The sequence below is a fragment of the Mucilaginibacter sp. FW306-07-L genome, assembly GCF_058782065.1.
Genome location: NZ_JBYSXI010000003.1, coordinates 587605 through 612440 on the forward strand (window position 1 = coordinate 587605; position 24836 = coordinate 612440).

The 24836-nt window shown below is 44.5% G+C and carries 23 protein-coding genes; 17 read left to right on the forward strand and 6 right to left on the reverse strand.

Annotated elements, in window-relative coordinates; all coding sequences use genetic code 11:
- Nucleotides 1-43: 43 nt before the first annotated feature.
- The 10 genes from mutL to AC3WJC_RS17820 all read left to right on the forward strand — a co-directional run bounded on the left by mutL (nt 44) and on the right by AC3WJC_RS17820 (nt 11095).
- Entirely contained in the window at nt 44-1936 is a 1893-nt protein-coding gene (mutL, locus tag AC3WJC_RS17775; RefSeq protein WP_492400460.1) for a DNA mismatch repair endonuclease MutL, read from the forward strand.
- A gap of 29 nt (nt 1937-1965) precedes the next feature.
- Nucleotides 1966-2679, forward strand: coding sequence for a rhomboid family intramembrane serine protease (locus AC3WJC_RS17780; RefSeq protein ID WP_492400461.1), 714 nt, complete (start codon nt 1966-1968; stop codon nt 2677-2679).
- Nucleotides 2680-2704: 25 nt separating this feature from the next.
- A complete protein-coding gene (locus AC3WJC_RS17785; protein ID WP_492400462.1) occupies nt 2705-3559 on the forward strand; it encodes a rhomboid family intramembrane serine protease in 855 nt (284 codons plus the stop codon).
- Entirely contained in the window at nt 3549-4655 is a 1107-nt protein-coding gene (locus AC3WJC_RS17790) for an endonuclease/exonuclease/phosphatase family protein (RefSeq protein WP_492400463.1), read from the forward strand. The genes AC3WJC_RS17785 and AC3WJC_RS17790 overlap by 11 nt, the downstream gene beginning before the upstream one ends.
- A gap of 82 nt (nt 4656-4737) precedes the next feature.
- Nucleotides 4738-6198 carry a cysteine--tRNA ligase gene (gene cysS / locus AC3WJC_RS17795; RefSeq protein WP_492400464.1) on the forward strand — a complete coding sequence of 487 codons (1461 nt, stop codon included), beginning with the start codon at nt 4738-4740 and terminating at the stop codon, nt 6196-6198.
- Between the two features lie 79 nt (nt 6199-6277).
- Complete coding sequence (locus tag AC3WJC_RS17800; RefSeq protein ID WP_492400465.1) at nt 6278-7159, forward strand: nuclear transport factor 2 family protein; 882 nt, start codon at nt 6278-6280, stop codon at nt 7157-7159.
- Between the two features lie 476 nt (nt 7160-7635).
- Nucleotides 7636-8946 (forward strand): ammonium transporter, encoded by a 1311-nt coding sequence (locus tag AC3WJC_RS17805; protein ID WP_492400466.1) that lies wholly within the window; start codon nt 7636-7638, stop codon nt 8944-8946.
- A 108-nt stretch (nt 8947-9054) separates the two neighbouring features.
- A complete protein-coding gene (modA, locus tag AC3WJC_RS17810; protein ID WP_492400467.1) occupies nt 9055-9807 on the forward strand; it encodes a molybdate ABC transporter substrate-binding protein in 753 nt (250 codons plus the stop codon).
- On the forward strand, nt 9807-10475 hold the full coding sequence (gene modB, locus AC3WJC_RS17815) for a molybdate ABC transporter permease subunit (protein WP_492400468.1): 669 nt from the start codon (nt 9807-9809) through the stop codon (nt 10473-10475). The genes modA and modB overlap by 1 nt, the downstream gene beginning before the upstream one ends.
- A complete protein-coding gene (locus AC3WJC_RS17820; RefSeq protein WP_492400848.1) occupies nt 10475-11095 on the forward strand; it encodes an ATP-binding cassette domain-containing protein in 621 nt (206 codons plus the stop codon). Before modB ends, AC3WJC_RS17820 begins: the two co-directional genes overlap by 1 nt.
- 4 nt (nt 11096-11099) lie before the next feature.
- Here AC3WJC_RS17820 and AC3WJC_RS17825 read toward each other — a convergent pair whose 3' ends face one another.
- From AC3WJC_RS17825 to AC3WJC_RS17835, 3 genes are all read right to left on the reverse strand, one after another.
- Nucleotides 11100-11609 carry a molybdopterin-binding protein gene (locus tag AC3WJC_RS17825; RefSeq protein ID WP_492400469.1) on the reverse strand — a complete coding sequence of 170 codons (510 nt, stop codon included), beginning with the start codon at nt 11607-11609 and terminating at the stop codon, nt 11100-11102.
- A gap of 386 nt (nt 11610-11995) precedes the next feature.
- Nucleotides 11996-12976: a glycoside hydrolase family 43 protein gene (locus AC3WJC_RS17830; RefSeq protein ID WP_492400470.1), complete on the reverse strand. Its 981-nt coding sequence runs from the start codon at nt 12974-12976 to the stop codon at nt 11996-11998.
- Complete coding sequence (locus AC3WJC_RS17835) at nt 12973-14190, reverse strand: DEAD/DEAH box helicase (RefSeq protein ID WP_492400471.1); 1218 nt, start codon at nt 14188-14190, stop codon at nt 12973-12975. The genes AC3WJC_RS17830 and AC3WJC_RS17835 overlap by 4 nt, the downstream gene beginning before the upstream one ends.
- A gap of 211 nt (nt 14191-14401) precedes the next feature.
- Between AC3WJC_RS17835 and AC3WJC_RS17840 the strand changes: the two genes are divergently transcribed.
- The 3 genes from AC3WJC_RS17840 to AC3WJC_RS17850 are packed head-to-tail and all read left to right on the forward strand — an operon-like array spanning nt 14402 to nt 17563.
- Nucleotides 14402-15112, forward strand: a complete 711-nt coding sequence (locus tag AC3WJC_RS17840) for a 3-keto-disaccharide hydrolase (RefSeq protein WP_492400472.1) — start codon at nt 14402-14404, stop codon at nt 15110-15112.
- Nucleotides 15113-15158: 46 nt separating this feature from the next.
- Nucleotides 15159-16892 carry a GMC family oxidoreductase gene (locus tag AC3WJC_RS17845; protein ID WP_492400473.1) on the forward strand — a complete coding sequence of 578 codons (1734 nt, stop codon included), beginning with the start codon at nt 15159-15161 and terminating at the stop codon, nt 16890-16892.
- A gap of 11 nt (nt 16893-16903) precedes the next feature.
- Nucleotides 16904-17563: a gluconate 2-dehydrogenase subunit 3 family protein gene (locus tag AC3WJC_RS17850; protein ID WP_492400474.1), complete on the forward strand. Its 660-nt coding sequence runs from the start codon at nt 16904-16906 to the stop codon at nt 17561-17563.
- 4 nt (nt 17564-17567) lie between these two features.
- Here AC3WJC_RS17850 and AC3WJC_RS17855 read toward each other — a convergent pair whose 3' ends face one another.
- From AC3WJC_RS17855 to rsfS, 3 genes are all read right to left on the reverse strand, one after another.
- Complete coding sequence (locus tag AC3WJC_RS17855) at nt 17568-18206, reverse strand: LutC/YkgG family protein (RefSeq protein ID WP_492400475.1); 639 nt, start codon at nt 18204-18206, stop codon at nt 17568-17570.
- Between the two features lie 59 nt (nt 18207-18265).
- Nucleotides 18266-20386 carry an ATP-dependent zinc metalloprotease FtsH gene (ftsH, locus tag AC3WJC_RS17860; protein ID WP_492400476.1) on the reverse strand — a complete coding sequence of 707 codons (2121 nt, stop codon included), beginning with the start codon at nt 20384-20386 and terminating at the stop codon, nt 18266-18268.
- A 71-nt stretch (nt 20387-20457) separates the two neighbouring features.
- Nucleotides 20458-20832, reverse strand: coding sequence for a ribosome silencing factor (gene rsfS, locus AC3WJC_RS17865; RefSeq protein WP_492400477.1), 375 nt, complete (start codon nt 20830-20832; stop codon nt 20458-20460).
- A gap of 47 nt (nt 20833-20879) precedes the next feature.
- Here rsfS and AC3WJC_RS17870 point away from each other — a divergent pair, with 47 nt between their 5' ends.
- The 4 genes from AC3WJC_RS17870 to pfkA are packed head-to-tail and all read left to right on the forward strand — an operon-like array spanning nt 20880 to nt 24809.
- Nucleotides 20880-21656 (forward strand): biotin--[acetyl-CoA-carboxylase] ligase, encoded by a 777-nt coding sequence (locus tag AC3WJC_RS17870; protein ID WP_492400478.1) that lies wholly within the window; start codon nt 20880-20882, stop codon nt 21654-21656.
- Nucleotides 21653-22102 (forward strand): protein-disulfide reductase DsbD domain-containing protein, encoded by a 450-nt coding sequence (locus tag AC3WJC_RS17875; RefSeq protein ID WP_492400479.1) that lies wholly within the window; start codon nt 21653-21655, stop codon nt 22100-22102. Before AC3WJC_RS17870 ends, AC3WJC_RS17875 begins: the two co-directional genes overlap by 4 nt.
- A gap of 17 nt (nt 22103-22119) precedes the next feature.
- The gene (locus AC3WJC_RS17880; protein ID WP_492400480.1) at nt 22120-23832 is read left to right on the forward strand and encodes a protein-disulfide reductase DsbD family protein; all 1713 of its coding nucleotides are present in this window, start codon (nt 22120-22122) and stop codon (nt 23830-23832) included.
- The gene (pfkA, locus tag AC3WJC_RS17885; RefSeq protein WP_492400481.1) at nt 23829-24809 is read left to right on the forward strand and encodes a 6-phosphofructokinase; all 981 of its coding nucleotides are present in this window, start codon (nt 23829-23831) and stop codon (nt 24807-24809) included. The genes AC3WJC_RS17880 and pfkA overlap by 4 nt, the downstream gene beginning before the upstream one ends.
- Nucleotides 24810-24836 lie beyond the last annotated feature (27 nt).

The window sequence follows — 24836 nt, forward strand, 5'->3', positions numbered from 1 at the left end:
CAATTGATTAATTTTGCACCCTGAATTTAATTTTTTCGCTCTTATGCCCGATATCATACAGCTTTTACCTGATTCCGTTGCTAACCAGATTGCCGCAGGCGAGGTGGTGCAGCGCCCGGCATCGGCCGTAAAGGAGCTGATAGAAAATGCTATTGATGCCGGGGCCGATAAAATACAGCTTATTTTAAAGGATGCCGGAAAATCATTGATCCAGGTGATCGACAATGGCTGCGGTATGAGCATGACGGACGCGCGTATGTGCTTTGAGCGCCACGCCACCTCCAAAATCCGCAAGGCCGATGACCTGTTCGCCATACGCACCATGGGTTTCAGGGGCGAGGCCATGGCATCTATAGCGGCCATTGCCCAAGTGGAGTTAAAAAGCCGCCGCCATGAGGACGAACTGGGTACCTGCATCACCATCGAAGGCTCGGAAGTGATTAGCCAGGAACCTTGCTCTGCCGCTACAGGCACCTCTATCTCTGTTAAAAACCTTTTTTATAATACACCTGCCCGCCGCAATTTTTTAAAAAGCAATTCGGTGGAGATGCGCCATATTATTGATGAGTTTCAGCGGGTGGCGCTGGCTAACCCGCAGGTATTTTTAACCCTGCACCATGATGGGCAGGAGGTTTATCACCTGCCGGCATCCGGACTAAAGCAACGCGTAATTCATTTATTAGGCAATAATTACAACCAACGCCTGGTACCGGTTGAGGAAGATACCACCATTATAAAACTGCATGGCTTTGTAGGCAAGCCCGAGTTTGCCCGTAGAACAAGGGGCGAGCAGTTTTTTTTTGTGAACAACCGCTTTATCCGCGATGCTTACCTTAACCACGCGGTGCTGACCGCTTTTGAGGAGTTGCTGCCCGAAGACAGCTTTCCGCTGTATGTGCTGTTTATTGATATTGATCCGGCTAAGATCGACATCAACGTACATCCCACGAAAACCGAAATAAAGTACCAGGATGAAAAGGCTATTTACGCCATTATCCGCTCGGCAGTAAAAAGGGCGCTGGGTAAGTATAACATTACCCCGACTATTGATTTTGACCAGGAGAACAGCATTGGCCACCTGATAACCGAAAAGCCCCTGGGCGAAATTGTACAACCAACCATAACCGTAAACCCGGACTTTAACCCTTTTGCAACCGACAGGAAGCAACCGGTACATGAAGACCATCCGTTTTTACGCCATAACGGCGGTGGCGGCGGCAGCAACAGCGGCAGAAATGATTACCGCCAGGCACCCATACCGCAAAACTGGGATACGCTGTACCAGATCAGCAAGCGGGAGCAAGCCGTACAGCACGATCTGCATACCGAGCAGCTCATCTCCGTTAACGAGCAGGAGGTGAACAAGGCCAGCGAACGGCAGTTGTTCCAGGTGCATAACCGCTTTATACTATCGCAAATAAAATCGGGCTTTATGCTCATTAATCAGCAGGCCGCGCATGAGCGGGTGTTGTACGAGCGTTTTTTGCAGCAACTGGACAGCCACTCGGGCACCAGCCAGCAAAGCCTTTTCCCGCAATCGGTTACACTAAACAGCAGCGATTTTGAGTTATTAAGAGAGTTACTGCCCGATATTAAATCATTAGGGTTTGACATACGAGAGTTTGGTAAAAACACCGTGGTTGTTGAAGGTATACCCGCCGATTTAAACAACGCCAGCGAGCATGAGCTTTTAGAGCATCTGCTGGAAGGTTTTAAAAACAACCAGGCGGTTTTGAAGTTAAATAAGCGCGATAACCTTGCCCGTTCGCTTGCCCGTAACGCGGCCATAAAAGCAGGCACCAAACTATCGCTTGAAGAGATGAACCTGCTGATAGACCAGCTTTTTGCCTGCCAGATGCCTAATGTGGCCCTGAGCGGCAAACCGGTGATCAGCACCTTTACCATGAATGAAATTTTAGAGCGGTTTGAAAAGTAAACTGTCGCCTTATAATTAAGATAATAAAAATGCAATCACCTTTCGCAAACATGCCGCCGGTTATAAAAAACCTGCTTATCATAAACGTTATTTGTTTTATACCCTCCCTGGTATTCAATAAATCAATGGTAGAGTATATTTATGATCTGGTGTCTGCTCATTATTTTGACTCCCCATCATTTAAGCCATGGCAGCCAATTACCTATATGTTCTTTCACGGTGGTTGGGCTCATATCATATTTAACATGTTTGCTCTTTTCTCATTTGGTTCGGTTATAGAATACAATATGGGGTCAAAGCGCTTTTTCAACTATTACTTTATTTGTGGGTTGGGTGGTGTAGCCCTGCAAATGCTGGTTCAGGCCATTGAGGTACACAGCATCACCGGAGGCTTTACTATAGCCAACCCTGAAGTTTTGGAAAGTTTTTACCGGTATGGCGAAAACGCGCAAAAGCTGTATGATATTTATAACGGCCAAATGGTTGGTGCATCGGGTGCTATTTTCGGGGTTTTAATAGCCTTCGGACTGCTTTATCCTAATGCCGAATTGATGATCATGTTTATTCCGGTTCCGGTTAAAGCAAAATACATTATTCCGGTGTATATTGTAATAGAAATATTTTTAGGCGTGGCGCGTTTCTCGGGTGACTCGGTTGCCCACTTTGCACACCTTGGCGGTGCGTTGATCGGCTTCGGACTAATAAAACTTTGGGGACTACGCCGTAACGACCGCTACTATTAACAGATAAAAACAAGAGTTATCAACCATGACACTCTGGGAAAATATAACTTACAAAATCAAATACACGCAAAGCAAGCTCTTCTTGCTGATCGGTATTAATGTGGCCGTTTTTTTATTAATAAATATTCCGGGTACGTTTGAGCACTTATTCCTCAAATCAGATTACATAAAGATATTCACCGAAGAGTATTTACGTTTACCTTCTGATTTAAACCAACTGGCAACCCGTTTCTGGACACCTTTTACCTACATGTTTATCCATGCCGATATATTTCATATCCTGTTTAACATGTTGTGGCTGTATTGGATGGGGCAGATATTTGAGGAGTTTTTAGGCACCAGGCGCACCATCGGCCTGTATATAATGGGTGGCTTGGCAGGTGCCTTGTTTTTTGTACTCGCTTTTAACACCATACCGGCCTTTAAAAATGTTGATGCACATGTTGTAGGCGCTTCGGCGGGTGTAATGGCCATCATAATAGCTACAGCTACACTGTTGCCTAATTATGCTATACAATTACTATTGTTCGGCCAGGTAAAATTAAAGTGGCTGGCCATATTTTATGTACTGATTGATTTTTTGAGTATGGCCGGCACCAACGCCGGTGGCAGTATTGCCCACTTAGGCGGCGCGCTGTTAGGCTTTATCTACATTAAACGCCTGCAACGCGGCAAGGATTGGGTGGGTAGCGTTAAAAACATTTTTAACCCGAGACCCAAAATGCGGGTGGTTTCAACAAATCCCGAAAAAAGCAGTACCACTTATCCCGCGCAGGACGAAATTGACCGTATATTAGATAAAATTTCACAAACGGGATATGACAACCTTACCCGGCAGGAGAAGGAAGTACTGTTTCGCGCAAGCAAGGATGAACACTAAAAAAGGTAAACTTAATTTTTTTGACCGCATCCTGTTATGGGTAAATTTGCTGCTATGCGCCGCGTTGCTCATCTGCTACTTAGCCCCTGTAGTTAATCCGGCCAAAAGCTGGATCATCGCTTTTTTCGGCTTGGCTTACCCATTTATCCTGCTGGCCAACGTGCTTTTTATCGTTTACTGGATTTTTCGCCGCAGCGCTTATGTCGCGCTTTCATTTATTACCATTGCCGTGGGGTATAATGTGCTGTTCAACAATATTGGGTTTCGCTTTTCGGGCGATAACAAACCCGCATCAAACAGCATCAGGCTGCTTACCTATAATGTGCACAACTTTAAGCCCTACGGGCAGGAGAACGACTCGGCCACACGGCATAATATTTTAAAGCTGCTGGCAGAACAACAGGCAGACATTATAACCTTTCAGGAATTTTTTACCCGTAAGCGCGGCAAGTACGCCCTTACCGATTCGCTAACCCGGCTAATGAAAAGCAGCCATTACTTTTTTAAGCCGATCCACTCCAGCGAGCAGGAGGATATCGGAATGGCGGTATTTAGCAAGTTCCCGATATTAAACACAGGTTCCATCACCTTTACCAGCCTAAATACCGATAACCAGTGTGTATATGCCGACCTTGATTTTAAAGGTCGAAAAATAAGGGTATACAACGTCCACCTGCAATCGGTAAACTTTGGCCCGGAGGATTACCGCTACCTGGATACGGTATCTACCAAAGGCAAAGCCAGCATGACGGCCAGCCGCCGCCTTGGCGGAAAGCTGAAGAATGCCTTTATTAAACGCAGCGAGCAGGTATTTAAAGTTAAGGAGCATGCATCCGCCTGCCCGCACCCGTATGTTATCATGGGCGATTTTAATGATACGCCAACATCCTTCGCGGTTAACAGCATGGCAAAGGGGCTTAAAAACGCTTTCCGCGAAAAAGGCTCAGGTATGGGGCGCACCTATAACGGCAGTTTCCCTAATTACCAGATAGATTACATTTTGGCCAGTCCGCAATTTAACATTGCCGGCTACCACATCATCGAAAAAAAATTATCAGATCATTATCCTCTCTACAGCGATGTGGTGCTGAATTAAGCATCACCCTACCATCATACTTGCATAAAATATGGCAGCGTTAAGCATACAATTAGAGGGGGTTTTGTAAGTTTGCGCTTATATGAAACAAAACTTATTTGTTTATAATACTTTAACACGTAAAAAAGAAGAATTTAAACCGCTTAACGCGCCCCATGTGGGCATGTATGTTTGCGGCCCAACCGTTTACAGTGATGTACATATGGGCAACTGCCGTACTTATATATCTTTCGATTTAATTTTCAGGTACCTGCAGCATTTAGGCTACAAGGTTCGCTATGTGCGTAATGTTACCGATGCCGGCCACCTGGAGGGCGATGCCGACGAGGGAGAAGACAAGATCTCAAAAAAAGCCAAACTTGAAAAGCTGGAACCTATGGAAGTGGTGCAGCAATACACTGTTGGCTTTAGGGAAGTAATGAAAACTTTTAATACCCTGCCGCCAAGCATTGAGCCAACAGCTACCGGCCATATTATTGAGCAGATAGAGATGGTAAAGGGTATTTTGGATAAGGGCCTGGCTTATGAGGTTGATGGATCAGTATATTTTGACGTTGAGAAATATAATAACAGTCAGGATTACGGCATACTAAGCGGCCGTAATCTGGACGATATGCTGAACAACACCCGTACCCTTGGCGGGCAGGATGAAAAGCACGGCAAACTTGATTTTGCCCTTTGGATAAAAGCCAAGCCTGAACATTTGATGAAGTGGCCATCGCCCTGGGGTGTGGGCTTTCCGGGCTGGCACCTGGAGTGCTCGGCCATGAGCCATAAGTACCTGGGCGATCAGTTTGATATTCACGGCGGCGGGTTGGACCTGGTGCCTACCCATCATACCAATGAGATAGCCCAAAACATGGCCTGCTGCGGTAAAAACCCCGCGCGTTACTGGGTGCATACCAATATGCTTACGGTAAACGGGCAAAAAATGTCAAAATCATTAGGTAACAGCTTTTTACCACACGAGCTATTTTCCGGCAATAACCATATCCTGAGCAAAGGGTACAGCCCGATGATGGTGCGCTTTTTTATGCTGCAGGCACATTACCGCAGCACGCTTGACTTTGGCAACGAAGCCATGGAAGCATCTGAAAAAGGTTTTAAACGCCTGATGAACGCCCTTAGCTTGCTTGATGGATTAAAGAGCAGTCCGGTGGCAGGGGTAGAAATACAGCCATTGATTGACCGTTGCTATGAGGCCATGAATGATGATTTTAACAGCCCTGTATTAATTGCTGAATTGTTTGAGGCATCGCGCATCATCAACTCCGTGCATGATAATAAACTGCAGATCGATGAAAAAAATCTCGGCTTGCTTAAAAACATGATGCACACCTTTGTGTTTGATGTTTTAGGTTTGAAAGATGAACAAACCGAAAATAATGACCTGCCGAAGATAATGGACTTTATTGTTGACCTGCGCAACGAGGCCAAGGTTAATAAGGACTATGCCACATCAGACAAGATACGCAACGGCTTACAACAAATAGGCTTTCAGCTAAAAGACGGCAAAGAGGGTACCACCTGGACTAAAAATTAAATCGTTTAATTACAGGCAGGTATAATTACATCAACTATTATTCGTTTTAAATACAACAACATACACCAAACACATATTTATGAAAAAACTATTATTAGCCGCTGGTATATTGTTAACCTATAACGGGCTTGTAAATGCGCAAACCACACCTGCGCCAAGTGCCGCTCCTGCCGAAGTAAAAACTGTTATAGCCGCTGAAAGCGCTTTTGAAAAACTAATAGCCCGTAAAGGCATTAAAGACGGCTTTTTAGCCGTTGCTGATGTAGAAGGCGTTGTATTTAAACCTAACGCGGTTAAAATAAGTGAATTTTACGGCTCTATTGCCAAACAACCGGGCCTGCTAACCTGGCAGCCTAAATTCGCGCGCATAGCCGCAAGCGGCGATCTGGCCTTTACAGCCGGCCCGTACATTTATCAAAACAGTAAAAAGGATGATGATAAAATATATGGCGAATATGTTTCTATCTGGCGTACCGATGCCCAGGGCAAACTCAAGTTGTTAACTAACCTGGGTATTCAGCATCCTGAGCCAACCAAAGAAACCATAGATGACATTAAAGATCCTGAGGCTGTTAAAGTAGCGGCAAGCAAAGATCCGTTTAAAGGCAAAAACATTATTTTAGCTACTGACAAGCAATTTAATGATGCTCTTTTAAAATCAACCGCGGGTAGTTACAAAGAGTTTTTAAGTCCGGAAGGCCGTTATTACTTCCCGGGCTTTGAGCCGATGACCGGGCAGGACCAAGTGATGCGTTTTGTACAAAACCAGGCGGTTTACATTACCGCTTCAACCGTTAACGCCGGCCGTTCCGCAAGCAGCGACCTGGCTTACAGCTATGGTACCGCACGTATAAAAAAGGGTAACATTGTAAGTAACTTTAATTACGTACGTGTTTGGGAGATGGATAAAAGCCATAAATGGAATATTTTACTGGAAATATTCTCGGCAGTAGAGAATTAATACATTCGCCTAAACGGCATTAAAAGGGGATAAGCAAATTAAATTGCTTATCCCCTTTTTCTTTTGCGTCATATTTTAATTTGAACATTGGTCGGATTTAGTTTCTTGCATTATTTAATTCATTATTGTCGCTTTAATATTCAAAACGTCGAATTAAAATCTATTGTTTAGCGCAATGATTGAATAATAATGCTAATTTTTTTAAAAATTTGTTAATAATGCCTGCATTTTTCATTTTTTATTTTCATATTGCATTACAAAATCAACTTGATTCAATAGTTAACAATATTTTATTCTAATTTTTAGATAAAATATCATAATAAATGATAAACACACAAGTATCAATATAACTTAATTGTCCAAAAATGATTTTTAGATGTATAGTAACGTTCCTGAAGTTGAATTTTTCTGTATAAAAATAAGAATTGACCTTTTTTTTTATAATCCGATTAATTAACCCTAACTAAAAAACACAAATGAAAAAAATCTTACCTTTTTTACTGCTGGTGGTAGTTGTGGTGCTCGCGCTGCTCTATCCATCTGTTGATGTAACCACTATTGCCGACAGCAAGATCGATAGCGGCGATACCGCATGGCTGTTAGTAAGTACCGCGCTGGTACTGATCATGACACCTGGCCTGGCTTTCTTTTATGGTGGTATGGTGAGCAAAAAAAACGTGCTTTCAACCATGATGCAAAGCTTTGTATGTATGGGCATCATTACTATCCTTTGGGTGGTTTTTGGCTTTAGCCTGGCTTTTGGTAAGGATATGTTTGGTGGTTTCCTGGGCGATCCATCTACCTTTTTTATGATGAAAGGCATGTTGGGTAACGATACCTGGCCGCTGGCACCTACTATTCCTTTGGTATTATTCGCCATGTTCCAGCTAAAGTTTGCGGTAATTACCCCGGCGCTTATTACCGGGGCCTTTGCCGAGCGTATCCGCTTTAACTCTTATGTGATCTTTCTTTGCTTGTTCATGATATTCATCTACGCGCCATTGGCTCACGCTACCTGGCACCCGGATGGCTACTTTTTTAAATTGGGCGTACTTGACTTCGCCGGTGGTACCGTAGTACACATGTCTGCCGGTTGGGCGGCATTAGCTTCGGCTATTTATTTAAAGCAACGTACGGATAAAGCACACGCTCCTGCACGTATCAGCTATGTGTTATTAGGTACCGGCTTACTTTGGTTCGGCTGGTTCGGCTTCAACGCCGGTTCTGCTTTAGGTGCTAACGCGCTTGCTGCTACTGCTTTGGGTACTACCACAACAGCTTCGGCCGCTGCCGCCATTGCCTGGATCTTCTTTGACATGCTGCGCGGTAAAAAACCTTCAGTAGTAGGTGCTTGTATCGGTGCGGTTGTAGGTTTAGTTGCTGTTACGCCTGCTGCAGGTTTTGTTACCATTCCGCACTCACTGATTATTGGTATAGTTGCCGCTGTGGTTAGTAACCTGGTAGTGATCTGGCGCAGCAAAACCAGCATTGATGATACGCTGGATGTATTCCCTTGCCACGGTGTTGGCGGTATGGTAGGTATGCTTTTAACCGGTGTATTCGCCCATGTAAATGTTAACAGCGCCAATACTACAGGTAATGGTTTGTTTTATGGAGATACCAAACTTTTCACCACACACCTCATCGCTTTAGTTGGCGTTTCTATATTCGCCTTTGTAGGCTCATTCATCCTGCTTAAAGTTACCGACATGATCTCAAAACTGCGTGTTACACCTGAAGAGGAACTTGTTGGCCTTGACGTTAGTCAGCATGATGAGGAGTTGTAATATATAGCATAAGAACTTTTTATAAATATTAACTGACCATTGTATTTATTTGCGGCTGCACCCTTAGGTGCAGCCTTTTTTGCATCAGGGCTATTATATTTGCTCTACATGAGGATATTATTAAAATGGTGGTTTATGCTCCTTGCTGTTGGTTCAGGCATATCCGCACCGGCGCAGGATGTTAAGGTAGCCGCTGCCGCCAACCTGCAAAGCGTTATCAAGCCGCTTGCTGCGGCGTTTAAAAAGCAAACCGGCATCAGCATAACCATAATCAGCGGCGCATCGGGCAAGCTAACTACCCAGGCCATGAATGGCGCGCCTTATGATATTTTCCTTTCTGCCGATGTTGACTTTGCCCAAACGTTATATACCAAAGGCTTCGCTTTAAACAAGCCGGAGATCTACGCGTACGGCAGCCTGATACTGTGCAGCCAAAAACCGGTTACTGCCAAAACATGGAAGGCATTGCTCGGTAATACATCTACCCAAAAAATCGCGATAGCTAACCCCGCTACCGCTCCCTATGGCAAAGCCGCTACCGGGGTTTTAAAGCATGAGCATTTGCTAACTGCATTAAAGCCAAAGCTGGTGTACGGCGAAAGTATAGCACAGGTAAACACTTATATTACCACCGGTGTGGTATCAGCGGGCTTTACTACCGAAGCTTTGGTGAAAGACCCTGAATCAAAATTAAAACTATATTGGATAGCGATGGACAGCCAAACCTATGCGCCTATTAAACAGGCTATGGTGGTTTTAAAAGGCGGCAAAAATCAATCAGGTGCAAAAAAGTTTTACGGGTTTTTGCTTACCCCGGCGGCAAAACGCATTTTTAAACAATACGGTTACAAAACACAATAATGGATCTTTCGCCTGTATGGTTATCATTACAACTGGCCGCTGTAACAACACTATTGTTATTACTGATTGGCTTGCCGCTGGCCTGGTGGCTATATCGGCGGCGAACAGTTACACGAATGCTGGTCGAGGTGATGATTACCATGCCTTTGGTGCTTCCCCCATCCGTATTGGGCTTTTACCTTCTCCTGGCTTTTAGTCCGCAATGCGGTATAGGCAAGTGGCTCAGCGATGTTTTTGATGTGAAACTGGTATTCTCTTTTCCGGGTTTGGTGCTGGCATCGGTTATTTACAGCTTACCTTTTATGGCCGGACCTGTAAAATCGGCATTGCAGCAATTGCCGCTATCGCTGGCGCAGGCATCATACACTATGGGTAAATCCGGCTGGCAAACCTTTTGGCATGTATTGTTACCCAATGTAAAACCAGCCCTGTTAACCGCTACGGTATTAACCTTTGCCCATACTTTGGGCGAATTTGGCGTAGTGCTGATGATTGGCGGCAATATACCCGGCGTTACCCGCGTAGCATCTGTAGCGGTGTATGATGCTGTTGAGCAGATGGATTATGGCCTGGCCGCAAACTATTCACTGCTGCTGTTTGGTATTACCTTTTTATTGCTGTTGGGTGTTTTTATTTATAATCGGAAACAAGCTAAGATTCTGTTGTGATGATAGATATCGACATTGAAAAAAAGCTGAATATTAACAGCGGGCAGCAAACATTAAAGTTCGCCGGGAAATTTCCGTTACATAAAACAACAAAAATTGCAGGCCCATCCGGTGCCGGGAAAACAACCCTATTAAAAATTATTGCCGGACTGATAACACCCGAAAGGGGACATGTAAACGTAGGCGGCACTACCTGGCTCGATACCGGCAAAAAAATAAACCTTTCGCCCCAAAAAAGGCTTACAGGCTTTGTTTTTCAGGACTATGCCTTGTTCCCGAACATGACTGTTTTACAGCACCTGCAATACGCCGGTAATGATAAGCAATGGACTAATCAATTATTGTCCATAGCCGAAATGACGGCATTTGCAGCACACAAGCCATTGCACCTATCCGGCGGGCAGCAGCAGCGCCTGGCAATAATCCGTGCGCTGGCCATTAAGCCGGAAGTGATTTTGATGGATGAGCCATTTTCCGCACTTGATCATAAAACCAAAGCCAGGTTTACCCATGCGTTAAGTTCGCTTTTTGAGGAATTAAGCATTACCGCGTTGATCGTGAGCCATAATCCACAGGAGTTAGAACCTTTTATGGGTGACGAGATCAGTATCGGCGAATAAAACTTCAGGGTGCTTGCGCCACGATAATTTTGCTCAGGTTATGCAGATAGCGGCGGCCGGTTTTATAGTCCTTCGCCGATAGCATCTGGATGCTCTCAGGCATGGAATTGATATTGGTGCCATTTTTTTCAATCAGTAGGTACACGCTTTCGCCAACTGTGGTATTGTACAACTCATTCCAGGAGTATAACACCTTATAACCATCGCTTGCTACACAAACCAGGTAAAGCTCACTTAGTAGCTTTGGGCTGGCTACTTTAAAGCGGGTATTACTCAGCACATCTTTAAGTAATACACCCTTCAGCTTTTCATCCTTATGCTTAAAAGTACCGGCATGGCTGGTTACATTCAAACTGTCAATATTATAAACCTTGTATTGCTTCAGGGAGTCAATATTGATTGTTTGTTGCTTAACTACCACTCCGGAAACCATAAAACTTTTGGTTTGCTGCGCGATACCGGTAAGTGATACCAGCAAAAAAAGGCAGCAAAACAAGATCTTCCTACTATTCATGCCATCTAAATTATTATAAAATTAAATCATTAATCATCTATGTGGATTTTAAACATTTACGCCCGCTTTTGTAAAACGTTTTACATGATATTGGCTTAATTAACGAGGTAAATATTTTACCAAAATGCCTGTATAAAGTGTTTTTATTACAATAATATTGCGCAAATTGAGTTACTTTTGCAAGGCTTTGGCAATCGATATCGTGTGATGGATTTGTGGCCGAGCTAACCTGCTGCCTGTTATCAGGATTTGTGCAGAACAAAAAAAGCCGCTTTACGCGGCCTTATACATTTGGCTTTTTTTCAATAAAAAGTATAGTTTAATTTAATTGGTTACCCGCCAGGCGCGAGGCCGAGCGGGTTTTTTTACTCCCCTTCAAACTCAACTTATTTTATCTTACGTGCCGTTACACCTTCGTTAGTTATTTTAACGGGTTTTATTTCCCCTTTCTCGTCAAAGTAAATTCGGTCTATGCAAGTTGCACGGTGGTTACCATCAGTTTCGGTAAGCGGGCGGCGGTGATAAATAATATACCATTCATCAGTACCGGGTATATTAACCATAGAGTGATGGCCTGCGCCGGTCGCAATAGTGGCATCCTGTTTAAGGATAGTATTGATCCGTTTAAATGGCCCTACGGGCGAGTCGCCAATGGCGTAAGCTACGCGGTAATCTGGGCCTGTCCAGCCGCCTTCACTCCACATAAAGTAATATTTACCCTTGCGTTTAAACATTACCGGCCCTTCTACATAACCTTCAGGCGTTATTAATTTATAAGTTTCGCCATTTTCAAACGGAACTAAACCTGTAAAGTCCTTATTTAACTGGGCAATGTTACATTGGCCCCAGCCGCCGTAGATAATGTAATATTTACCATTATCATTAAACACAAACTGGTCAATAGGCTGTGCTTTATTGATGATCTTATCAATCAGCGGCTTGCCTAAATGATCTTTGAAAGGACCTGCCGGGCTATCGCTTACCGCAACCCCGATACCGCCGTATTCATCATTGTTCTGAATATCGTTAGCACCAAAAAACAAATAGTATTTATTGTCTTTTTTGGTTATGGCCGGTGCCCAAAGTGCACGCTTTACCCATTTTAAGGCCGAGGTGTCAACAATGCTGGGGTGCTTAGTCCAATGCACCAGATCCGTTGATGAAAAAGCATCAAACTTAACCTGCTGATTATATGGCGCCGAGTAGGTTGGATACACCCAAAACGTTTTACCAAATATGGCCGCTTCAGGGTCGGCATACCATCCCTCAACAATAGGGTTGCCTGATGTTTCCTTTTTTTCCTGCGCTGTTGCTGCGTGGGTACATGCTGCAAGCATGCCCATCAAAAGCATAGTTTTTAATTTCATTGGTTATTTGTTGGTTTTTTTTTATTGCCAAAGCGTTGATTTTTGCGCCTGAAGTTAGGTTTCTTTTCTTCCTTTAAAACCGGTGCTTCACCAAGTTCGGGCGGTAGGGGCTTTTGCTCAATCACACGCTCTATCAGTGCCTCAATACTTTTAAAACGACGCAGGTCGCGCTGGTTGACAAAGGTAATAGCGGTACCTGTTGTTGCCGCGCGTGCCGTACGGCCTATACGGTGAATGTAATCCTCCGGATCAGGCGGCACATCGTAATTAATTACCAGGTCAATACCCTCAACGTCAATACCGCGCGATAGCGCGTCGGTACCAATTATAATAGGAAGGCTTTTATTTTTAAATTCCAGCAATATCTTTTCTCGCTCGCCCTGCTCCAGGTCTGAGTGAAAGGCGCTGATCTTTAGATTACTCCTGTTCAAATCCTTGTATACTTCTTTCACCTTATCCTTAGTAGACGAAAAGATGATGATGCTGGTATAATTGCCGCCTTTAAGCAGCATTTTTAGTAGCGCGTTCTTTTGCTGGTCGGCCACGTAATACACCTGCTGGTCGATGCCCACGGCGGGTTGCGATACGGCAAGATTTATTTGCTGCGGATTGTTCAGTACCGTTTTAGCCAGCGAACGAATGCGTGGCGGCATGGTGGCTGAAAACAGCAGCGTTTGCCTTTTTTTAGGCAGATAGCCAATTATGCGCGTAATATCATCCTGAAAACCCATATCCAGCATACGGTCGGCCTCATCAAGTATCAGGTGACGTATATGGTTCAGTTTTAATACGCCCGATGTAAGGTGCGCTATCAGCCTGCCGGGAGTGGCAATGATGATGTTTACGTTATTTTGTATGCCACGGCGTTGCTGCTCATACACAATGCCATCGCCCCCGCCGAATACGGCTAATGAACTCAACCCTGTAAAGTAGGCCAGCCCTTCAACCTGCTGGTCAATTTGCTGTGCCAGTTCGCGGGTTGGGGTCAGTATCAGCGCTGTAGTATAATGTTTATGCTCCTCGGTAATAAAATTTAATACAGGCAGTAAAAACGATGCTGTTTTGCCGGTACCGGTTTGGGCGCAGGCTATCAGGTCGTTACCTTCCATAATAACCGGAATGGCCATTTCCTGTATGGGCGTTGGCTTGGTATACCCCATGCTTAAAACGCCTTCTAATAAATCACTGTTAAAATTAAAATCCTGAAATGTCACTGTCGTTTCTATAGGTGAGTGTTGCAAGATAGCAAAATAAATTTTTATACTGTAAAGGCTTTATTATACCTGAATTTATATATCAGCGTTGTTAAAAAAGGTATCTGTTTTTTTACATGCCTGCTTTTAAAATGTAAAGCATCTATTTAAAAAAGCAATATATTTACCGCACCTACGCTTACATGCACACAAAAAACTTATTAAATTAACTATGAAAAAATTATTGCCGGGCATTGCTGCTCTTTTATTTTGCAACACAGTATTTGCCCAAACTGCACCAACAACCACCGCCGCTACTCCCGCAAAGGATAAAAACGGCTGGGTATCTTTATTTGACGGTAAAACCACTACCGGCTGGCACACCTATAATAAAGGCCAGGAAGTTGGCGACGCGTGGACTGTTACCGATGGCGCTTTGAGCCTTAACCCCGGCGCTGAAGGCCGCGGCGATCTGGTTACCGATAAAGAGTACGAGAACTATGAGCTTACCCTGCAATGGAAAATTGCCGAAGGTGGCAACAGCGGTATTATATTCGATGTAAATGAAGACCCGAAATACAGCTACTCGTTTTTAACAGGTATTGAAATGCAGGTACTTGACGATATTAAGGCCGAAGATAACAAACAGCCAAACCACCTGGCCGGATCGTTATATGATATTATCGCTCCATCAAAAAAGGCAAAACCTGCCGGTGAATGGAATACGATCAAGATCCGCCAAAAGGATGGCAAACTTACATTCTGGATGAATGGCAGCAAAACGGTTAACGTACAGCTTTGGGGCCCTGAATGGAAAAAGCTTGTTGATGGCAGTAAGTTTAAGGATTACCCGGCGTTTGCCACCTATCATAAAGGCCATATAGCCTTGCAGGATCATGGTAATACTGTTTACTACCGCGATATCAAGATAAAAGAACTATAATAGCTTTTGAAGCTACGGTAATTATTTTTTAGCCGGGAGGACAGGCATGAGTGAATTTCAGATAAAAAAATCGACCGTTGTATACGATGCCGTTATTGTGGGGTCGGGTGCAGGGGGCGGCATGGCCGGTTATGTATTGGCTCATGCCGGTTTAAAGGTGTTAATGCTGGAAGCCGGCCCCTTTTATGATCCGGCTAAAAACTCCGATCAGCTTAGGTTCAGTTGGGAATCGCCTCGCCGCGGCGCGGGCACTACCCGCCCCTTTGGTGATTTTGATGCCGCCTTTGGTGGCTGGGAGCTGGATGGCGAACCCTACACTACCAAAAACGGCACAGACTTTCAATGGTTCCGTTCGCGGATGCTGGGCGGGCGCACGAATCACTGGGGCCGTATATCATTACGTATGGGGCCAAAGGACTTTAAGCCTACTGATGGCTTAACCGAAGAGTGGCCTATTACTTATAACGAGATCAAGCCGTACTATGATAAGGTTGACCGCCTGATAGGGGTATTCGGCACTAAAGAAAACATTGAAAGCGAACCCGACGGCATATTCCTCCCGCCGCCGAAGCCAAGGCTGAATGAGCTTTTTATTAAAAAGGCCGCTATAAAAGCCGGTGTTACTACGATTCCGAGCCGCGGTTCTATTCTTACAGAGGCATTGCCCGGCAACAAGGATAGAAACGCTTGTTTTTATTGCGGGCAGTGTGGCCGTAGCTGCAAAATATATGCTGACTTTTCATCCTCATCGTGCCTGGTGATACCGGCACTAAAAACCGGCAACCTGCAGGTCATATCAAACGCCATGGTACGTGAGGTATTGACGGATAAAAACGGACAGGCAACCGGCGTATCTTATGTAAGTAAAGACGATATGCTGGAGTACCAGGTAAAGGCCAAATTGGTAATACTGGGTGCCAGCGCCTGCGAGTCGGCAAGGTTACTGTTAAATTCCAAATCAACCGCACACCCTAACGGACTGGCTAACGAGAGTAATGTAGTCGGCAAATACCTGCATGATTCAACCGGATCAAGCGCATCGGGCTTTTTGCCGCAGTTGCTGGATCGTAAACGTTATAATGAGGATGGTGTGGGCAGTATTCACATCTATTCGCCCTGGTGGCTTGATAGCAAAAAACTCGGCTTTCCGCGTGGGTACCACATTGAGTATGGCGGCGGCATGCGGATGCCATCTTACGGCTTTGGCTCGGGCATGCATCTAAAGAACGGGCTGGTACCCGGGCCCGATGGCAAAATGAAAGAAGCCGGTGGCTACGGTGCAAGTTTAAAAAACGACTATCGCCGCTTTTTTGGCACCGAAGTATATATGGCCGGGCGCGGTACTGCCATTGCCCGTGCTGACAACTATTGTGAGATAGACCCCGAAGTGGTAGATAAGTATGGCATCCCTGTGTTGCGTTTCCATTATAAGTGGGCACCTGATGAGTACAAGCAGGCCAAACACATGCAGGAAACCTTTAAGGAAATTATGCATAACATGGGTGCCCTAGGTGCCGAGTTTAAGGGAGCTGATACCGGCTATGGGCTTGAAGCACCCGGCAAGATTATCCATGAGGTTGGTACTATCCGCATGGGCAACGATCCTAAAAAATCGGCTTTGAACAAATGGTGCCAGGCGCATGATTGTAAGAATTTGTTCGTGGTAGATGCCGCCCCGTTTGTACAGCAGGGCGATAAAAATGCTACTTGGACCATACTTGCTTTAAGCATGCGTACAGCCGAGTACATTTTATCGCAACGTAAAAAGTTAAACGTTTAATTGGTGGGAATATGAACAGGCGCGACTCGTTAAAAGCCCTTGGTTTGGGTACATTATCAACTACTTTATTGCTTGATGCATGTAAACCTAAACCCGAAAAAAAAGCCGTTGAAACACCTGCGGCAGCACAACCACAGGCTCAACCGCAAGCTACAGATACCAACCCCGGCAGGCAAGCCTGGGAGATAGAGCGTGACAAACTGCTACAATCGCAGCGCTTTTTTACTACGCAGGAAATGGCCGCCATCACTGTTTTATCTGATATTATTATCCCGAAGGATGAGGTATCAGGTAGCGCCTCTGATGCTAAAGTGCCCGATTTTATAGAGTTTATTGTTAAAGACCAGCCCGAACATCAGGTACCGTTACGTGGCGGCCTGCGCTGGTTAGATGTACAGTGCCTTAACCGCTTTAATGCTGTATTTGCAGATTGCAAGCCCGAACAGCGTATTGAACTGATCGATCAGATCGCTTACCCTAATAAGGCAAAACCGGCCATGCGCCAGGGTGTGGCCTTTTTTAACCGCATGCGCGATCTGGTAGCTACCGGGTTTTTTACCTCACAAATGGGGATGAAGGATATCGGCTATGCCGGCAATGCCCCTAACCCGCAATGGGCCGGTGTACCGGCTGATGTATTAAAGCAATACGGATTTTCAAGCAATACGTAATCCGCTATCCATCCAGCAGAAAAACAAATAGCTCTTTAGGGCCATGCGCGCCTAATACCAGTGTTTTCTCAATATCCGCTGTACGGCTTGGGCCGGTAACGTTTGTTACCATGCTGGGCAGGTTATTGCCGTATTTTTGCTTCAGTTGCTTAAAGCCGTCTTTCAGGTCGAGCACCATTTGGGAGGTGTATGCCAACACAATGTGTACCGGCGGATATATGCTTAACCTGCGCCCTGCTGCACCGGCATTAGAAAGCAGAACGCTGCCATTGCGCGCCACAAGTGCCTCACACAAAGTAAAGCCTACCTGAGCTTGGTCAAAGTCCTTATCGGTTTCAAAATACGGATATTCATACTGCTGTAGCATTTGCTGCAATGCCGGCTCCCAGCAATATATTTTGTGCCACTTACGCTCTTCGGCAAGGGTAAGCAGGTTCTCAATAAATTGGATCTCGTCCTCACAAAAAACAAACTGACCGGCAACGGCGGTAAATTGCTCGGCAAACATTACTTCAAGCATTTCATCAGCAGGCGGGTAAAGCGGCTGATCCTCAAAGTTAGGGTACGGATTTTCCCGCTTTTCAAGCAATGCCTTGCGTATTTTTTTTAGCAGTTTTTCTTTAGAGGTTGTAATGTCTTTCATCAGTATAAACAACAAAGCCATCCGTTTTTAACGCGGATGGCTTTTATGGGTTATTAATATTAATTACCGGTATTGGTACCGCTGGTATCTGTTTCTTCCGGATTGCGGTTAAACGTACCTGAGTGATCGTTTACGCCCTCATGAACAAGGTTTTGCGCAACCGGCTCCTGGTTTGATTCCTGCACGCCATTTACAAACTCATCATAAGTGGTACGGTTATCAAACGGGCGTTTACCCAGTATCTCTTCTAAATCTGATTGGAAAAGTATTTCTTTTTCCAGCAGCTTGTTAGCCAGTTTTTCTAAACCATCGCGCTTATCAATAAGCAATTGTTTGGTCATATCGTATACGCGGCCAATCAGGCTACGTACTTCATCATCAATCAGCTCCGATGTTTTTTCGGAATATGGCTTGTTAAACTGATACTCGCCCTGTGTATCATTAAAAGATACGTTACCAACTTTAGGGTTCATACCATAAATGGTTACCATGGCATAAGCCAGCTTGGTAATGCGCTCCAAATCGTTTTGTGCGCCGGTTGATATTTTATTGAAAACAATATCTTCTGCAACACGGCCACCCAAAGTCATACACATACCATCAAGCAATTGCTCGGTAGTGTATAAAAACTGTTCTTTGGGTAGATATTGGGCATAGCCCAATGCAGCCACACCACGAGGTACGATAGATACCTTAACCAGCGGATCAGCATGCTCCAAAAACCAGCCCGCGATAGCGTGCCCTGCCTCATGGTAAGCAACAATGCGTTTTTCTTCGGGAGAGATGATCTTGTTCTTTTTCTCCAAACCACCGATTACACGGTCAATAGCATCCTGAAAATCCTGCATATCAACCGCCTCTTTGTTTTTACGGGCGGCTATTAACGCGGCCTCGTTACAAACGTTGGCAATTTCAGCACCGGCAAAACCCGGTGTTTGGGCTGATAGTTTTTTAGCATCGACACCCTCGGCCAGTTTAACAGGTTTTAAGTGCACTTTAAATATCTGCTCACGGCCAACCAGGTCGGGTTTGTCAATAGACACCTGCCTGTCAAAACGGCCCGGGCGAAGTAAGGCCGAATCCAGTACATCCGGACGGTTAGTTGCCGCCAGGATGATGATGCCTGAATCGGTACCGAAACCATCCATCTCCACCAGTAATTGGTTAAGCGTATTTTCACGCTCATCATTACCGCCTACAATATTGTTTTTTCCACGGGCACGGCCGATAGCGTCGATCTCATCAATAAATATGATACATGGCGCTTTATCCTTAGCCTGGCGGAAGAGGTCGCGCACACGGGATGCACCCACACCAACGAACATCTCCACAAAATCAGAACCTGATAGCGAGAAGAAAGGCACCTGCGCCTCACCGGCAACGGCTTTGGCCAATAAAGTTTTACCCGTACCCGGTGACCCTACCAGCAACGCGCCTTTAGGAATTTTACCACCCAGGTTAGTGTATTTTTTAGGGTTTTTAAGGAAATCTACGATCTCCATAACCTCTTGCTTGGCTTCTTCTAAACCGGCAACATCATTAAAGGTAACAGATACCTGGGCTTCCTTATCAAATAAGGTAGCTTTTGATTTACCGATGTTGAAGATCTGGCCGCCGGGGCCACCGCCCGCGCCGCCACTCATGCGGCGCATGATGAACATCCAGATAGCTACCAGCAGCACACCCATGATGATGAACTGGAATAATGAGTTCGACATCCAGTTTTCGTGCTGAACGTATACAATAGGTGTTTTTTGCTCATCAGGCAAGTCCTTTTCAGCAGCATTGATAGATTGCTTTAAGCTCTCTGTTGATGCATCAGTAAAAGTATACTGCGGCCCGTTTGAGCTAAGGCTAATAGAGCGCTTGTCTTTTTTTACATCATCATACTGAGGCTTGGTTAAGCTGCCCGATTTTATGTAAACGTCGGCATATACCAGTTCGCCGCTTTTATAAACTTCTATCTTCTCTACATCACGCTGTTTAAGCATTTGTGTTTCAAAGCGTTTATAGGCAATACGCTTGCCTTGTGAATTATCGAGTATGGTTGGTACAACCAACAGCGCAATAATAACAACCGCGTAAAGCCACATCAGGTTAAACTTAGGGGGCTTTGGCGTTATCTTCTTGTTCGATAGTCTTCTTATAGGTTTTGGATTATCCAATTTATTATCTTTCATGTGTTTTATACCTGCTCAAACTTACAATCAATATTTAAATAAAAGGCAAAGGTTTAATATGGTTGTATAATTTAAGCGCTCTTGTAATTTTTAATTTCGGCATCGCCCCAAAGGTCTTCAACGCCATAGTACTCACGTTTATCGGTTCTGAATATGTGAACAACCACGTCAATGTAATCAAGCAATATCCATTCGCTATATTCTAAGCCTTCTTTACGCCATGGTTCCTGGCCGGTGGCTTTGAATATTTCATCTTCAATACTTCCGGCTATCGCACGTACCTGTGTTGACGAATCGGCATGGCATATTACAAAGTAATCAGAAACTGAACTGAATATGTTCCGAAGGTCTAACCTCACTATATCATTCCCTTTTTTTTCCTGGATGCCGTGTATGGCTAATTCAGAAATGTAAGCGGATTCATTTATCGCTTTATTTTTTACCATTAAAAAGAATTAGTTTTGAACGATTTTAATATACAGAATATTATACATTGCAAAGTAACATATTTTCAGGATTATTTGTTGGCCAAAATTTAGTAACTCTTAAACAAGTTGACTCAACCAATACATTCCTAAAGAATTTACTGTCAAATTCCACGCCAGTGACTGAGGGTACAGTCATTATGGCAGAAGAACAGTTTGCCGGCCGCGGCCAAAGGCAAAACACCTGGTACGCGCAGCCCGGTAAAAATATTACTGCCAGCATACTGCTCAATCCCGTTTTTTTAGACATCAATAAACAATTTGACCTTAATCGCGCTGTTAGCGTGGGCATACAGCGTGCACTTAAACCAATATTGGGCAACCCATTAAAAATTAAGTGGCCCAATGATATATACTATGACGATTATAAGGTGGGTGGGATTTTAATTGAAAACATTTTATTTTCAAATGCCATTAAACACGCCATAGTAGGTATAGGGCTAAACGTTAATCAGGATAGTTTCCCGCCGGATGTTACCAATGCATCTTCGGTAAGACAAATCTTACATACAGATTATGATTTGAAAGCTTTACTTTCAGACCTTTGCAGCGGAATTGAGGCTGCTTACCTGGAATTGAAGGCCGGTAAGGTGCAGGAGTTACGTAACGAATACATAGGATATCTGTACGGATTAAACGAAAAGCGGCAATTCAAGTCAAATAATTATATTTTTGAGGCCACTATAACCGGGGTTACACCTAACGGTTTGCTGGTACTGCAAAATGAAACTGAAGAATTAACGTTTGACCTCAAGGAAATAGAATTTTTAAACTCGACTACATGAAAAAATTACTGGTATTATTTGCCGCCATTATGCTATCAGCAAGCGCTTTCGCGCAGATAGAAACCCCCGTAAAATGGAGCTATGCCGCCAAAAGGGTAAGTAAAACCGAAGCTGTTGTGTTTTTTAAAGCCACTATGGAAGAGGGCTGGCACATCTACTCGCAAAATGTAAAAGAAGGCGGCCCTAATAAAACATCGTTCACCTTTGCCGCCTCAAAGGATTTTACGCCGGTTGGTAAAACTACCGAGCCAAAAGGCATCACCAAGTATGAAAAAGTATTTAGCATGGATGTTACCTATTTTGAAAAGGCGGTAATATTTCAGCAAAAAATAAAACTAAAATCGGCCAAGGCCACAACCGTTAAAGGCAAACTGGAATACATGACCTGTAATGACATGAAGTGCTTGCCACCGGAAGAAGTAGCTTTTAGCATACCTGTTAAATAATAGTGCCCCTTAAAACGATGATTACGCTCACAACGTCGCTCAAGCGCCTGTTATTTATACTGATTGTTGGCTCCATTTCATTTGCATTTACGGCGAACGTTAAAGCACAGGATACAGCCTCAACAGATGGACTGGAATTTACGGACATACCTACTGCCGCCGATAGCCTGGCCGCTGCTAAGGCTAAACAAAAAACAGATACGGTTAAAAAGGCGGAAGTTGCTAAAGCACCGGTAAGTGCACCTAAAGAGGCAAAACAAACCCTTTGGCAGATATTTATTGCCGGTTTTTTAGGAGGCCTGGTTGCTGTAAGCATGCCTTGTATATATCCTATGTTACCGCTTACGGTTAGCTTTTTTACAAAAAAAGCAGGCTCAAGGGCTAAAGGCATAACGCAGTCCATGATCTACGGGCTGTCCATCATTATAATTTATGTGCTGCTGGGCATGTTGGTTACCCTAATATTCGGTGCCGATGCGTTAAATGCGCTCTCCACCAACGGTATATTTAACTTTTTCTTTTTCCTGCTTTTGGTTGTGTTTGGCATTTCCTTTTTGGGTGCATTCGAAATTACCTTACCCAGTTCGCTGGCCAATAAGCTTGATGAAAGTTCAAACAAGAGCGGCCTTACCGGCATATTCTTTATGGCGGCTACCCTGGTTGTAGTATCGTTTTCATGTACCGGCCCTATCATAGGTACATTATTGGTTGAGGCTGCATCAAAAGGTGCACGTTTAGGCCCGGCGATAGGTATGCTTGGTTTTTCAATAGCGCTTGCTTTGCCTTTTACTTTATTTGCATTGTTTCCATCATCATTAAAAAGCCTGCCAAAATCAGGCGGTTGGTTAAATAGCATTAAGGTAGTGTTAGGTTTTTTAGAACTGGCCTTCGCTTTAAAGTTTTTATCAAACGTTGACCTGGCATATCATTGGGATTGGTTTGACCGTGAGGTGTTCCTTTCATTATGGATTGCGATCTTCTTGCTGATGGGATTATATCTGCTCGGTAAGATCAAATTTTCGCATGATAGCGATGTTGCTTATTTGTCTGTGCCGCGAACGTTATTTGCCGTTGTTGTATTCGCATTTGTAGTTTACATGATACCGGGTTTATGGGGTGCGCCGCTTAAATCAATCAGCGCGTTTTTACCGCCCCCTGCCACGCAGGACTTTTTCCTTTCGGCCAGTGCAGGTACAGCCGTGCCACCCAATACGCAAACGGTATCCGTCGGCGAAAAAAAATACAATGACATATTTACCCGTGCACGTGTTAGGGGCATTGACAGTTGGTATGATTATGAGCAGGCCATGCTGGTTTCAAAGCAGTTAAAAAAGCCCATCATGATTGATTTTACCGGCTGGAACTGCGTTAACTGCCGTGAAATGGAAAATGATGTGTGGGAAGATCCTGAAGTTTTTAAGCGCCTGCGTGATGAATATGTTTTGCTGCAGTTATACGTTGACGAAAAAACAACGCTAAAGCCCAACGAAGTATATATATCTGACTTCAGTGGCAAAAAAATAACTACATTAGGCGCAAAATGGAGCGACCTTCAGGCATCTCGTTTTAATGCTAATTCGCAGCCATTTTATGTATTGCTGGATAGCGATGGCAATTTGTTGAATGATGCTAACGGACAGCCGATACAACCATCCGGGGTTAATTGGAACATTGAGAGTTACATTAAATTTTTGGACAGCGGAATTGCTGCCTACAAGAATAAAAAATGAGTGAGATAAAAAACATTGGCGTATTTACGTCGGGCGGCGACGCGCCGGGCATGAACGCTGCCATCAGGGCGGTTGTGCGTACAGCTTTATACTATGATTTTCAGGTTACCGGTATTCGCCGTGGCTATGAGGGCATGATAAACGGCGAGTATGAGCCCATGAACCGCAAATCAGTTTCAAACATTATACAACGCGGCGGTACCATCCTAAAATCTGCCCGCAGTGAGGAATTTAAAACTCCCGAAGGCCGTAAGCTGGCATATTATCAACTTAAAAAACATAAGGTAGATGCCTTAGTGGCTATTGGTGGCGATGGTACTTTTACTGGAGCCAGGTTGCTGGGCGACGAGTACGGCATCCCTGTTATTGGTTTGCCCGGTACTATTGATAACGACCTGATAGGTACTGATTATACCATCGGCTATGATACCGCCATTAATACCGTAATTAACGCGGTAGATAAGATTCGCGATACGGCTGAATCGCACGACCGTTTGTTTATTGTAGAGGTAATGGGCCGCGATTCAGGATTAATTGCCCTGCGTACCGGTGTTGCGTCTGGTGCTGAAGTTGTGCTTATACCGGAAAGCTCTGAAGACCTGCCTTCACTACTTTATCGCCTTGAGCATGGCCGCAAGGATAAATCATCACGTATTGTAATGGTTGCTGAAGGTGACCGCGAGGGCGGCGCTTTCGAGATCGGTAATATCGTTAAAGAGAAATTTCCGCAGATTGATACACGCGTATCTATACTGGGCCACATACAACGTGGAGGCAAACCTACCTGTATGGATAGGGTGCTGGCAAGCCAGGTTGGTTTTGCCGCGGTTGAAGCTTTAAAAGCCGGCCGCAAAGGTGAAATGGCAGGCATCATCAATGGCGAAATAACCTTTACGCCGTTTGATCAGGCATGCAAAAAGAATTCGAACAAGCTGGATGCCAATATGGTGAAGCTGGTAGAGATACTTTCGCTGTAAAGCGAGTAATCATAAAACAAGAAGGGC

Bases quoted from the DNA above. Each gene is read 5' to 3' on its own strand.
- mutL (WP_492400460.1), top strand. From the start codon at position 44: ATGCCCGATATCATACAGCTTTTACCTGATTCCGTTGCTAACCAGATT.
- AC3WJC_RS17780 (WP_492400461.1), top strand. From the start codon at position 1,966: ATGCAATCACCTTTCGCAAACATGCCGCCGGTTATAAAAAACCTGCTT.
- AC3WJC_RS17785 (WP_492400462.1), top strand. From the start codon at position 2,705: ATGACACTCTGGGAAAATATAACTTACAAAATCAAATACACGCAAAGC.
- AC3WJC_RS17790 (WP_492400463.1), top strand. From the start codon at position 3,549: ATGAACACTAAAAAAGGTAAACTTAATTTTTTTGACCGCATCCTGTTA.
- cysS (WP_492400464.1), top strand. From the start codon at position 4,738: ATGAAACAAAACTTATTTGTTTATAATACTTTAACACGTAAAAAAGAA.
- AC3WJC_RS17800 (WP_492400465.1), top strand. From the start codon at position 6,278: ATGAAAAAACTATTATTAGCCGCTGGTATATTGTTAACCTATAACGGG.
- AC3WJC_RS17805 (WP_492400466.1), top strand. From the start codon at position 7,636: ATGAAAAAAATCTTACCTTTTTTACTGCTGGTGGTAGTTGTGGTGCTC.
- modA (WP_492400467.1), top strand. From the start codon at position 9,055: ATGAGGATATTATTAAAATGGTGGTTTATGCTCCTTGCTGTTGGTTCA.
- modB (WP_492400468.1), top strand. From the start codon at position 9,807: ATGGATCTTTCGCCTGTATGGTTATCATTACAACTGGCCGCTGTAACA.
- AC3WJC_RS17820 (WP_492400848.1), top strand. From the start codon at position 10,475: ATGATAGATATCGACATTGAAAAAAAGCTGAATATTAACAGCGGGCAG.
- AC3WJC_RS17825 (WP_492400469.1), bottom strand. From the start codon at position 11,609: ATGAATAGTAGGAAGATCTTGTTTTGCTGCCTTTTTTTGCTGGTATCA.
- AC3WJC_RS17830 (WP_492400470.1), bottom strand. From the start codon at position 12,976: ATGAAATTAAAAACTATGCTTTTGATGGGCATGCTTGCAGCATGTACC.
- AC3WJC_RS17840 (WP_492400472.1), top strand. From the start codon at position 14,402: ATGAAAAAATTATTGCCGGGCATTGCTGCTCTTTTATTTTGCAACACA.
- AC3WJC_RS17845 (WP_492400473.1), top strand. From the start codon at position 15,159: ATGAGTGAATTTCAGATAAAAAAATCGACCGTTGTATACGATGCCGTT.
- AC3WJC_RS17850 (WP_492400474.1), top strand. From the start codon at position 16,904: ATGAACAGGCGCGACTCGTTAAAAGCCCTTGGTTTGGGTACATTATCA.
- AC3WJC_RS17855 (WP_492400475.1), bottom strand. From the start codon at position 18,206: ATGAAAGACATTACAACCTCTAAAGAAAAACTGCTAAAAAAAATACGC.
- ftsH (WP_492400476.1), bottom strand. From the start codon at position 20,386: ATGAAAGATAATAAATTGGATAATCCAAAACCTATAAGAAGACTATCG.
- rsfS (WP_492400477.1), bottom strand. From the start codon at position 20,832: ATGGTAAAAAATAAAGCGATAAATGAATCCGCTTACATTTCTGAATTA.
- AC3WJC_RS17875 (WP_492400479.1), top strand. From the start codon at position 21,653: ATGAAAAAATTACTGGTATTATTTGCCGCCATTATGCTATCAGCAAGC.
- AC3WJC_RS17880 (WP_492400480.1), top strand. From the start codon at position 22,120: ATGATTACGCTCACAACGTCGCTCAAGCGCCTGTTATTTATACTGATT.
- pfkA (WP_492400481.1), top strand. From the start codon at position 23,829: ATGAGTGAGATAAAAAACATTGGCGTATTTACGTCGGGCGGCGACGCG.